Source organism: Meishania litoralis (genome assembly GCF_042611095.1).
GTDB lineage: Bacteria > Bacteroidota > Bacteroidia > Flavobacteriales > Flavobacteriaceae > Meishania > Meishania litoralis.
The window spans coordinates 323,022-334,904 of the sequence record NZ_JBHFPV010000001.1 but is presented as its reverse complement, the minus strand read 5'-3'; the positions used below and the strand labels follow the sequence as shown (position 1 = coordinate 334,904).

Genomic DNA, 11,883 nt, shown 5'->3' with positions numbered 1-11,883 from the left:
TATCGGGAAATACTGTGAAAAATTTGCCTTCTTCAAATTGTTGAGTCGTCACAACGATGGGCTAACCCAATATTTTTTTTCTCACTTGGGCGGCACAGGCCGCACCGATAATTCCGGCATGGTTTTGGAGTTCTGCGGGCATTACGGGCATTTCTACGTTTATATACGCTTTGTACTCGTCCCAATCTTTTGAAGTGCCGCCTCCTAAGATTACAAGGTCGGGCGAAACGATCAACTCAACATATTTCAAGAATTTATTGAAACGCTTGCCCCATTGTTCGTAAGAGAGTTCTTCGCGTTCCTTGGCCGAAGCAGCGGCCCAAGACTCAATCTTTTTGTATTTTTTATAAGGAATTTGGCCCAGTTCAAAGTTAGGTATCAGTTCACCGTTGAAAAAAGCGCCACTACCAAGCCCCGTTCCTATGGTGATCATAACTACGAAACCATCTTTGTTCTTACCGCTGCCATAGTTCATAGTGGCATAACCGGCGGCATCTGCATCGTTGATTACCGTAAATTCACGACCCGTGACCTTTTCAAAAAGTTCTTCGGCGTTGAGATGGTCCCAAGATTTATGCAAGTTGCCCGAAGATCGACAGATTCCATTTTTGATTACCGTAGGGAAGCCACATCCTACGGCACCTTTATAATCAAAATGCTCGACAATTTGTTTGACCACATTGGCCATTTTTTCAGGCTTTCTTGATTTGGGTGTCGGTATGCGAAATCTTTCTGTGGTCAGCTCGCCTTTCTCAAGGTCGACCAACGCACCCTTTATACCCGAACCGCCAATATCAATGCCCAAAATTTCCATTAAAAAAGAATTTAAATTATCGGCCGCAAAGTAATAAAAACTTTGACCAACAATGAAATTAATGTTCTGAACCAATCTATTTCCGTGGTGTATTTTGATTAATTCCCGTGTCTCCTTTTTCGAGCAATGGCAGTAATTTTTCAACCAGTTTTATGCTATCGGCGGCGATATTTTTCGTCTCCCAAGGGTCAATCTCATAATCATAGAGTTCAAGCGTGGGCTCATCTTGTCTATTATACTTGGTCAATCGATAGTTTTTGGTGCGCATTGAAATGCCATCTTTAAAATAACTATAGGCGACTTCGTTTTCTTCTGATTCTTTTCCCTCCATGCTATTTAAAAAACTTTTACCATCCGTTTTTTGCATTGAAGTAATATTGGCCAATTCTAACAGAGTAGGGTAGATGTCTACCGATTCAATAATGGTTTCAACGGTCTTGTTCCGATGCTCCAAGAAAGGTGACTTTATGATAAGAGTGCTTCTTAGGGCATTCTCGAAAAGGGAATGTTTGCCCCAAACCCGTTGATCTCCCAAATGCCAGCCATGATCCCCCCAGATAACGATAATGGTGTTTTTATCCAGTCCGGTTGATTTCAATTCACGCATCAATTTACCGATTTGGGCATCGGTATAGCTAATCGAGGCAAGGTAGGCATGTCTCAATTTTCGGGCGTATGAATCGGACACCGACTTCGAAAGGCTTGCCTTTTCTTCCCCCAAGGTATATTGGTTGAACTCGCCGCTTTCGTGCAGGCTTTTCAGATTTATATTTTCGGGAATATTTGGGTTTTCGCTTAACGGAATCTTATTTCTGTCATAAAGGTCCCAATACTTTTTTGGGGCGTTGAAGGGTAGATGGGGCTTGAAAAAGCCGACCCCCATAAAAAAAGGTTGATCCGGATCTTTGAGTTCGCGGAGTTTCGAAACGGCAAGATCGGCCGTTAATCCATCAGGATACCCTTCGTCATCGACCTCACCCGCCTCATAGGGTTTAACCTGTTTTTTGAGGCTTTGGCGATTCTCACCGTCGGCATAGGCAAAGAATGCGTTCCAACCTGTTTTCCATTTTCCTGCATCGAACAGAAGCTCGCTCCAACTATGCGGCAATTCCCTTTTTTGGGATGGACTTTCTTCATAACCATAGACATACCCATCTGCAGAATGGCTGATTTTTCCGATTCCTATGGTTTGGTACCCCTCTTGTTTAAAACGATGGATGAATGTCTCGGGAATGGAATCTTCGGGTTTATCGGACAGTTCTTTTTCCAAGGCCTGATTCGATAAGTGAATCGGTTTCCAAGGGCGATAACCCGTTAAAAGTGCATGCCGCGAAGCCCCGCAGGTTGGCACTTGCACATAATGGTTCAAAAAAAGTGAACCCTCGGAAGCGATGGCGTCCATATTCGGGGAAACCACATAATCCTTACCGTATGCACCGATTTCGGCACGTAGATCGTCAACGGCGATGAAAAGAATATTGGGGCGTACCGATTTCTTTTCTGGTTCTCGGCAACCGCTGAGTACGAGCATGAACACGGCCAAAGAAGTAATAATTTCTGTCTTATTAGAATGCGCGGATATTTTTGATAGATCGATCATGCCGGCAAAGATTGATTTCTTAAATAATCGAAAATCAATTTATCGACCTCAGATACTTTTTCGCGATCTTCATATGTCAACCAAACAATTTTCTCGATTTCGGAATCTGGCTTCAGTGTGCCAGAGTAGCTTGCCGAATAACAGGTCATGCGCACCAAGATTTCGGGTTCTTGTCCGTCGGCCTGCGCTTCGAATATTCCCACGAAATCGAGGGTGCTGAGGTTAAGATCTACACTCAATTCCTCCTTGATTTCACGCGACAGGGCCTTGGCATCGCTTTCGCCAAATTCGCGTTTTCCGCCAGGAATATAGAATTTTGCTTTTCCTTTGGTTCTAGTACTTAGAATTTTGCCATCGACAATATGGATCCATGCCAATTTATCGATAATCTGTTCAGTAGGTTCTATATAGTAATCGATGGAATTCAAGGAGTGGTCGGGGTCGATAAGGTCTAAAAATTTATCTATCATTCTTCCGAACCCGGTCAATGTTCCGAGTTTGTTGTTGCGGCCCAAGGCACTCGAGATTGTTTCGTCTCGGTTTCCGAATTTGTAGCCTCCTTCTTTTATCCAAAGAGCATTGAGCAGATGCTGCATCTGAACATTGCCCAATTGGTCGATCGAGATGGCTATTTTCAACAAATATTCGCTTACGCCCCGAAATCCTTTGGTAAGCAAAGAATGTAAAATTCCATAGATGAACCCCAGTGGCCCGGTGATGAGTATTAGGGCAATGGATATCAAAAACAAGAACAATCCGATTATCGGATTCGCCTTTTTATCGGGTCGATAGACTTGTTTCTTGAGGATCATAGAAAGAATTCAAGCCTAAAGTTACTAAATATGGATTTTGATAGAACTGCATAATATTAGGAGGGTGCACGACAAATTTCACTTTTGACAACCAACAATGGTTTATTTTGATTTCTTCTTTCCTTGTTGTCCCGTCTCTGATATCCGTGGCGGGGAGAGGTTTCCCTCCTCAGGAGGGATCAAGGGAGGACTTTTTTGGTAAGCGGTGAAATTTGTCTTATACCCTATTCTGAAGAAGCCCTGAATTGCAAAGAACGATCTAAAAGAAATTCACGATCAAGGCCGAATGATAAGTAGGTGAAATACGCAATTCTTAAGGCTATTTGCTAATATGCTCTGTAGCCTTTTATAATTCTTTTCGATAGGTGTTAGGTGTCATCTTGAACTTTCTTTTAAAGGCCGCCGTAAAATGGGTGGCGTTTTTGTAGCCTACCTCCTCGGCTATTTGGTAAACCATTTTTTGGGTATTTTCCAAAAGGTACTTTGCTTTGTTCATTTTTTCGATCGTAGCAAATTCATTGATCGTATACCCAAAGACCCTTATGAATTCTTTATTTAGGCTATTACCGTTCAGACCGACTTTATTGGACAATTGCTTTAGGGAAAAGTTCTCGTGTAGGTTTGACTTGATCGTTTGCTTGACCGAATAGAGTTTTTTCAAGACTTTATCATCATTTGTCCTTATCGGATTCCTTTCTACATGTTTATAATTCTCCATTTGAATGGCCATCAATTCCAGCACTTTTGCCTTCAAGTATATTTTATTGGCCGTTCCGGAAATATCCTTTCTTTCAAGGTGCATCAGAATGGAGTATAGTTCATCGGTGATGGGAAGAATCAGCTTGCTGTCCCCCAGCTTTTTTAGTATCTGGTCGTTGACAAAACCATGGTCTAAAAAGAATGAGATGGGCAACCGAATCTTGATTTCCTTAAAAAATTTTCCGCCTAAAATCCTTACGTACCCATTTAGGTCCTTAATGTTTGCAAAATAGGATTCCCTGTTTTCGTAGAAAATTTCGCTTTCACCCGCTTTGGAAATTATTTTTTCCCCTTTTAACAAAAAACTTATTTGAAGTATATCCGTCTCCGGCAATAAACGATAGCAAAGGTCATCGAATAGTTGATATTCGCTCATGATAATAATGATTTCCTGTGCTTGAAAACGGGTGATCGATCCTTTTCCGTAGATGGGCTTTAGATGAAAGTGTTCGGTACGAACGCCATTGTTGGTCAATGTATTTGAGAGCAATCCAATTTTTTCGGTAAGAGAACCTTTCGTTTCGTTCAAATCGATGATCTGCACATTGGTAAAATCACGTCTTTTTTTTGTCATAATTCGTCATCTTTATCGAGACTGTCCTTACTATTTTTGTTCAAACTTATTTAGACTAATTAAAAATAACAAATTGTATAATGAAAAAAATTACTACGCTAGCCTTGGGTTTGATTATCGGGATACTCTCTTATGGCCAATCGGGAGGAGTTAAAGGGAAAGTCGTTACCGAACAGCAAACACCCATAGCCAATGCAAATATTACCATTGAAAATACTTCGATCGGTACCATGACGGATGTCAACGGCGAATATCAAATCAATGATCTAGAAAAGGGTACTCATACGGTCAAAGCCTCTTATGTCGGGTTTGCTTCTCGATCGATCAAGGTGCGCGTAACAGCCAATACCGTGACCCTTGTACCCGATTTGGTAATGCAGGAAAAACAGGAACAACTTGACGAGGTCATTGTAGAAGGGCGGCAAAACCAATATGTGGTCAGGGAACCTTCTTCGACCTTAAGGTTAAAAACCGAGATTGCCAAATTGCCACAAAATATTCAGGTTATTAGCAGTGAACTATTGCAGGACCAGCAGGCGACCAGTATTATGGACGGTGTTATAAGAAATGTCAGCGGTGTAACCATGCTGGAACATTGGGGACACTTTGCCCGGGTCAACATGCGCGGTTTTCGCCTGCCCGCCTTTAGAAATGGGGTAAACGTCCAAGACTCATGGGGGCCGTTATCCGAAGACATGGGGTTCGTCGATCGCATCGAATTTGTAAAAGGCCCCGCCGGTTTTATGATGTCCGCAGGTGAACCTGGTGGGTTCTACAACGTAGTGACAAAAAAACCTACCGAAGCGTTCGTTGGCAATGTATCGCTAAGTTGCGGAAGTTTCGATTTTTACAGGGGCACTTTTGATTTCGGCGGAAAATTGACCGAAAATGGAAAATTGTTATACCGTTTCAACGCCATGTATCAAACGGGTGACAGCCACCGCGGCAATGAAGATGCCGAACGTTGGGGCGTGGCACCGGCCTTGACCTATAAGTTTTCCTACAAGACCCGGATTACGACCGAACTTAACCTACAACGGGCGGAAAGTTATATCGGTGCCGCCTATGTTTTCGCGCCAGTGGTTGATGGATACGGCAGTCTAGATCGGAATTTCAAGTTTACCGACACCAATTATCCCGCGTCCGAAATCGATGAATTGACATTCTTTACCAACTTCTCGCATGATTTTTCCGATAATTGGGGATTCGAAACCCGATTTGCTTACCTGCGGTACGATCAGGAGGGCCAATCGTTCTGGGCATGGTCCATTGCCGATAACGGTGATGCCGATAGGCGTGTTACCCAGTGGGATGCCCTTTCCGTCGGAAAATATTTTCAGACCTATTTCTATGGTAATTTCAATACAGGAGGGATAACCCATAAACTGTTGGGCGGTTTTGACTTTACTGAAAAAAAATATTGGGCCGATTTTTATAATACGGTGGCCATAGATGTTGTTCCATTTAATATTTACAATCCGGTATATGGCAATTCCACACCGTTGGATTTCGATAGGTCCGTTGCCGTGCAGCACCGAAATGGCGGAGACCCATACAGCGGCAATACGGTGAGGGCATACTATTTGCAGGATGAAATAGGATTTTTGAACGATAAGATCAGGCTTACCCTTGCCGGCAGGTATACGGAACTTTTGACCCTGGGGAAAGAGGATCAGGACAAAAAATTCTCGCCCAGGGCAGGGCTTAGCGTCGATATATTACCGACGTTATCCGCATACGCGCTGTACGACCAATCATTTCTGCCGGCCAACGGTGTCGATTTCAATGGGGATACGTTCGATCCCATCGAGGCAAACGATATTGAAGGCGGTATTAAAAAATCATTTTTTAATGACAAGTTAAAAACCTCGTTGGGAGCGTATCAAATTACGAAACAAAATGTACTTGTTACCGACCCTGAGCATCCCGATTTCTCGATTCAATTGGGGGAAGTACGATCAAAAGGAATCGAGTTTGACGTACAGGGCGAGATTACCCCTGAGCTCAACGTGATACTTAACTATGCCAACACCAACGTCGAGATTACCGAAGATACCGATGAAAGTGTAATAGGCGAAAGAGTGGCGGGCCATGCCAAACATGTTACCAACGGTTGGCTCAATTACAACTTTGCCAAAACTTCCGTATTAAAGGGATTCGGGGCGTCTTTGGGCTATCAGTACCAGATAGATCGCTCCACATGGGCATGGGCGGCCGATAATCAATCCGATCTACCCGATTATTTTAGATTGGATGGCGCACTTTTATGGAAAAACAACAAGTTTCGCGTACAGTTGAACGTGAACAATTTATTGAACGAGTACCTCTATGCCGGGGCCAACTATGGCACATACCTGTACTGGCAATCAGAACCGGGCATCAACGGGAGAGTGACCGTAACCTATAATTTTTAGCGATTTGTTTGAGTAGTTAAGTTTGAGTTAGTTTCAGAACAGTCCTTGGACATTATGGTCCGGGGACTGTTGTAATCAAAAAAGTATAGAAATGAAAAAAACAGTATTTACCCTTTTGTTTATGCTGGCAATTACCGCTCAAGGTTTTGCCCATTATCTCTGGATAGAGACATCCCCCTACGGAAAATTGGACCAAGTACAGGAAATACGGGTCTATTATGGGGAATATACCTATGGGGTCATCGAGGAAGTCATAGGTGACGCGTTTCCACTGGTAAACGATTTTACGCTTTGGGTGCTTGATGTCGACGGAAAAAGAACCGAATTAAAGGTCGTCCCCAAGGAAAATTATTACGTGGCCCATTTCACGCCAAAATCGCACGGAACATATACGGTGTTATTGGATAATGATAATATCGACGTACTTGATTACACCCAATATGACTTTGGCATTTTTAAGACCCATTACCATTCGGTTGCCAAATTTCAGGTTGGGGAAGTCGGTAACGGAACCATTGCGCAAAATGAAAAAGGGATAACGCTAAAACATGTTCCAATTTCAGAAGGCGAGGTAAAGCTTCAGATTTTGTATCAGAATAAGCCGTTACCTAAAAACGAAGTCAAGGTGTATGTTGCCGATTTATGGTCGAAGACCCTGGAAACCGATGAAGACGGCTTTGTCTCTTTCAAACTCCCGTGGAAGACAAAATATATCGTTGAGACCACTATTAAAGAAGAAGTGCCGGGAACCTATAGGGGAAAGGACTATGAATTTATATGGCATTGTGTAACCACCTGCATCGATTAATATGTTGTGTTAAACCGAGGGAATATGATTTTTGCTATTACGTTGCTTGTCTTTTTCGGATTTTATAGCCTGTACGGGACTTCCAAAAGGGTGGAATTAAGTCGTTCCCAGATAAATTTGTGGTTACATGAACATCCCAAGTTTTCAAAGGTGACGGGCATCGTATTGCTCCTTCTGGCCCTAATATTTTCTGCAATGATCTACGGTATGGGAGCCGGTATTTTTACGGCACTTGTACTCTTGATGACCATAGCCAGTTTGGTAATACTTGTATTTCCCATATTCATTAAAAGAGAGACAAATGCCCGCTAACCCTAAATACCTTACAAAATCTCCTTGGCAACGTTTTGCCAAGATATCGGCGGCCATATTGGGCGGCTATATGGTCTCTGTTGCATTACATCTGGCCTTGGCAAGTTGGTTCGACCGGATCAATGTAGTCATTACTAGCACCTATTCTTCGTTCATACTTTGGGCCGTTCTTATGGTTCTGGCCTTTTTGGCCAAAAACGGATGGAGAATATGGGGTATTTACCTCTTGGCCACTTTGCTTTTGGGAATAATCGTCTATTTCGGTAATAATACCGATTTGGCATTGCAATAATCTATGGGACAGCGAACGTACAATATTATCTTTCATACGCACACTGTCAGTGGTATTGTAATCAGCGTGGCGTTATACGTCATTTTTTTTGCGGGTTCGTTTTCCTTTTTTAGGGACGAGATCGCGAATTGGGAAAGAGGGCATACCGTAACGGTGCAGGATGAGATTCCGGAAGATATCGATTCGGTGCTCGATAATATTGGCAAGGAATACAAATTGCACGGTAGGGATGTAGAAATTTCGCATTACTTCAATGAGCGGAAAATAAACGTAAACCTCGGAGGCTCAAAAGACACTCTGGCCACGGAAAATGACAAAAAAGGTTCATTTTTTTATTATGATACCGCCGATGGTACGCATTCTACATATCAGGAATCGTATAATCTTGGCGAGTTTCTGTACCGATTGCACTTTTTGGATCAGATACCCTATCCGTATGGGCGTTATCTATCGGGTTTTGTAGCGTTCTTTTTTTTGTTCGCCATTTTTACGGGTATTGTAGTGCATTGGAAAAAGATAATACCCAACTTTTACCTTTTTAGACCTTGGGCGAAACTAAAAACCCTTTGGACGGATGCCCACACGGCTTTGGGTGTCATCGGTTTTCCCTTTCAATTCGTTTATGCCGTTACCGGGGCATTTTTTTTGTTGAAGATCTTATTGGTCGCACCCAGTGTTTTCACTTTGTACGATGGTGATGAAAGCAAACTTTATGAGGATCTGGAGTACAACCACCCCATTTTTGAGTTTGAAAACGAACCCTTACAAGGGGCTATCGATGTAAACACCTATATACAAAAGACCAAGAAAGATTGGCCCGGTTTTAAAGTGACTGAAGCCCATATTTTTAATTATGGCGATGTCAATATGCATGTTTCCATCAGCGGAAATATGGATTATCGATCTAAGTTCAACGGCACAGGGTATACAATCTATAATGTTGCCAATGATAGCATAGTACAGCAAAAAAATCCATTAAAGTCTGCTAGTTATCTCAATGGGGTAAAGAATACGCTCTATCGGTTGCATTTGGGCGATTACGCAGGTTTGGCGCTAAGGGTGGTCTCGTTCGTTCTAGGTCTGATTTCATGCTTTGTGATTATATCCGGGATCATGATCTGGTTGGTGGCTCGCGACAAAAAGCACCTTCCTGAAAAACGCAGACGTTTTAACAGAAATGTAGTCCGTTGTTATTTGGCCATTTGTCTGGGCATGTATCCGATAACAGCGCTGGAATTTATTTTGGTCAAGGTATTTCAGCCCGAAGCGGGCAAGTCATTTATTTACAGTACCTATTTTGTAGGATGGTTGCTTTTGTCCATTTTTTTTATCCTCAAGAACAATAACGGTTTTACCAATATGTACACTTTGCTGTCGGGCAGTATTTTAGGATTATTGATTCCAATCGTAAATGGATTCGTCACCAACAATTGGTTCTGGAAAAGCTATTCCAACGGTTTTTCGCAAATTTTCTTTATCGATGTTTTTTGGATCGTTTTGTCCCTCGTTGGCTTTTGGGTCGTCGTTATGTTGAACAAGAACGAAAAACAAAAAATCTTGGCCGAAACATAAAGCATACGATAATATGACTTTGATATATAGAAACGGCTACGGATCGACTTACTTATTGGATAACCCGCCACACCCTCATTGTCGCGTTCAATTGGTGGTTGATGCCATGGGTATTTTTATGTGTGAGGAAGACTTGCAAAACTTGTTGGGCATTGTACAAAAATCGCACGAGCCCTGCTATTGTGATGACTGTGGCGGGAACGCTTGTAAAAAGATCTGGTATACCAATCCGTTGATGGATATTTGCCTGAAAATGAACGAACGTACCCTGGTTCTATTGGAAGATTTGATCAAAGCAACCCAATTAATGCTCAAAATAGATGATACTTTTGGATGAATCATATTAATAGACAGGAAACAAAAGCATTGTGAAAACGGAAATTAATGTTCGTAAAAGAGAAAAAAGATATGAAAGACAAATGGCTTGAAAAGTGGAATGCACGATATAGGGATCCTGAATTTGCCTTTGGGGAAGCGCCGAACAACTATTTAAAAGAACAATTGGAAAAGCTAAATCCGGGATCAATTCTTTTTCCTGCCGAAGGAGAGGGGCGCAACGCCGTTTTTGCGGCCATGCTGGGATGGTCGGTGTCGGCCTTTGATATTAGTGTCGAAGGCAAGAAAAAGGCAATGTACCTTGCCGAAAAAAACAAAGTGGCCATTGATTATAAAGTGGGCGAACTACCATTATTAGAGTACAAAGACGGGCCGTTTGACGCGATCGCCCTTATTTATGCACATTTTCCTGCCGATATTAAATCGCAATACCACAAGACACTCGATAAATATCTGCGCAAGGGAGGGACCATCATTTTTGAAGCTTTTGGAAAAAACCACTTGAAATACAGGTCGAAAAACGAAAAGGTGGGCGGCCCCAAAGATTTGGCGACCTTGGCTTCGGTTGAAGAATTAAGATCCGATTTTGAGAATTACGAGGTTATCGAACTGGTCGAAAAAGAAATCGATTTGAACGAAGGCCTGTACCATAACGGAAAAGGGTCGATAGTTCGATTTGTGGGAAGAAAATGCTAGAAGTTTGTGATTAGTCGAGTGGTTAGAACTACTGTTATTGGCATTGTCAAAGCCAAAGTGTTGATCGGGTTTACTGCTTTGGGCACAAATATATTCGTTGGAGACGGACTGATTCTCCCTAAGCGAAAGGTTGCAATTAATTATAAAATAAAAATCTAGGTGTTCATCTAAACCGCCCTTTGAACGACCTCAAATACTTTATTGCCATCACATTTCAAGGTTTTCGAAGGGTATTTTAAAATCAGCGCGTAATCGTGTGTGGCCATAAGAATGGTACGCCCCGATTTATTGATATCCTGCATGACTTTCATGACCTCCACACTGGTCTGGGGATCCAGGTTTCCGGTCGGCTCGTCGGCCAGGATCAGTTCGGGGTCATTGAGCAGGGCACGCGCAATGGCGATCCGTTGCTGTTCGCCACCTGACAGCTCATGCGGAAATTTAAAGCCTTTGGTCTTCATACCCACTTTGTCCAACACGTTTTCGATTTGTTTGTCCATTTTGGCTTGGTCTTTCCAACCCGTCGCTTTCAGTACGAACTGCAAATTATTCTTGATGTTGCGATCCGGCAATAACTTGAAATCTTGAAAAACGATTCCCAATTTACGTCGTAGGTACGGTATGTCTTTTTCCCTTAGCGTTTTCAAATCGAAACCAACAATGCTTCCCGCGCCCTTGCGCAACGGCAGATCGCCATAGAGCGTCTTCATAAAGCTACTTTTGCCGCTTCCGGTCTTGCCGATAAGGTAGACGAATTCCCCTTTCTTTATCTCAAGGTCTACTTTGTTCAGAACGAGGCTTTCCTTCTGAAAAATGGACACATCCTGTAACTGTAAAATCGTTTCTCCCATAGAATGAATGTTGATATAAAAGTAATAAGTTAACTCGGATATC

At 42.5% G+C, this 11,883-nt stretch carries 12 protein-coding genes; 7 read left to right on the top strand and 5 right to left on the bottom strand.

The genetic code is table 11. The features are described from left to right. Positions 1 to 61: 61 nt before the first annotated feature. From ppgK to ACEZ3G_RS01515, 4 genes are all read right to left on the bottom strand, one after another. On the bottom strand, positions 62 to 814 hold the full coding sequence (ppgK, locus tag ACEZ3G_RS01530; protein WP_432423717.1) for a polyphosphate--glucose phosphotransferase: 753 nt from the start codon (positions 812 to 814) through the stop codon (positions 62 to 64). A 76-nt stretch (positions 815 to 890) separates the two neighbouring features. Next, entirely contained in the window at positions 891 to 2,414 is a 1,524-nt protein-coding gene (locus tag ACEZ3G_RS01525) for a sulfatase (protein ID WP_432423716.1), read from the bottom strand. Beyond that, positions 2,411 to 3,226, bottom strand: coding sequence for an NUDIX hydrolase (locus ACEZ3G_RS01520; RefSeq protein WP_432423715.1), 816 nt, complete (start codon positions 3,224 to 3,226; stop codon positions 2,411 to 2,413). The genes ACEZ3G_RS01525 and ACEZ3G_RS01520 overlap by 4 nt, the downstream gene beginning before the upstream one ends. A gap of 346 nt (positions 3,227 to 3,572) precedes the next feature. After that, positions 3,573 to 4,559: a helix-turn-helix domain-containing protein gene (locus ACEZ3G_RS01515; protein ID WP_432423714.1), complete on the bottom strand. Its 987-nt coding sequence runs from the start codon at positions 4,557 to 4,559 to the stop codon at positions 3,573 to 3,575. A gap of 80 nt (positions 4,560 to 4,639) precedes the next feature. Here ACEZ3G_RS01515 and ACEZ3G_RS01510 point away from each other — a divergent pair, with 80 nt between their 5' ends. From ACEZ3G_RS01510 to ACEZ3G_RS01480, 7 genes are all read left to right on the top strand, one after another. Continuing rightward, a complete protein-coding gene (locus ACEZ3G_RS01510) occupies positions 4,640 to 6,973 on the top strand; it encodes a TonB-dependent siderophore receptor (protein WP_432423713.1) in 2,334 nt (777 codons plus the stop codon). Between the two features lie 91 nt (positions 6,974 to 7,064). Continuing rightward, positions 7,065 to 7,781, top strand: coding sequence for a DUF4198 domain-containing protein (locus ACEZ3G_RS01505; protein WP_432423712.1), 717 nt, complete (start codon positions 7,065 to 7,067; stop codon positions 7,779 to 7,781). A 24-nt stretch (positions 7,782 to 7,805) separates the two neighbouring features. Next, a complete protein-coding gene (locus ACEZ3G_RS01500; RefSeq protein WP_432423711.1) occupies positions 7,806 to 8,093 on the top strand; it encodes a hypothetical protein in 288 nt (95 codons plus the stop codon). Continuing rightward, a complete protein-coding gene (locus ACEZ3G_RS01495) occupies positions 8,083 to 8,385 on the top strand; it encodes a hypothetical protein (protein WP_432423710.1) in 303 nt (100 codons plus the stop codon). Before ACEZ3G_RS01500 ends, ACEZ3G_RS01495 begins: the two co-directional genes overlap by 11 nt. A gap of 3 nt (positions 8,386 to 8,388) precedes the next feature. Next, entirely contained in the window at positions 8,389 to 9,957 is a 1,569-nt protein-coding gene (locus ACEZ3G_RS01490) for a PepSY-associated TM helix domain-containing protein (protein WP_432423709.1), read from the top strand. Positions 9,958 to 9,970: 13 nt separating this feature from the next. Beyond that, entirely contained in the window at positions 9,971 to 10,294 is a 324-nt protein-coding gene (locus tag ACEZ3G_RS01485) for a hypothetical protein (protein ID WP_432423708.1), read from the top strand. Between the two features lie 71 nt (positions 10,295 to 10,365). After that, positions 10,366 to 10,989: a class I SAM-dependent methyltransferase gene (locus ACEZ3G_RS01480; RefSeq protein WP_432425130.1), complete on the top strand. Its 624-nt coding sequence runs from the start codon at positions 10,366 to 10,368 to the stop codon at positions 10,987 to 10,989. A gap of 167 nt (positions 10,990 to 11,156) precedes the next feature. Here ACEZ3G_RS01480 and ACEZ3G_RS01475 read toward each other — a convergent pair whose 3' ends face one another. Next, positions 11,157 to 11,840 carry a cell division ATP-binding protein FtsE gene (locus ACEZ3G_RS01475; protein WP_432423707.1) on the bottom strand — a complete coding sequence of 228 codons (684 nt, stop codon included), beginning with the start codon at positions 11,838 to 11,840 and terminating at the stop codon, positions 11,157 to 11,159. Positions 11,841 to 11,883 lie beyond the last annotated feature (43 nt).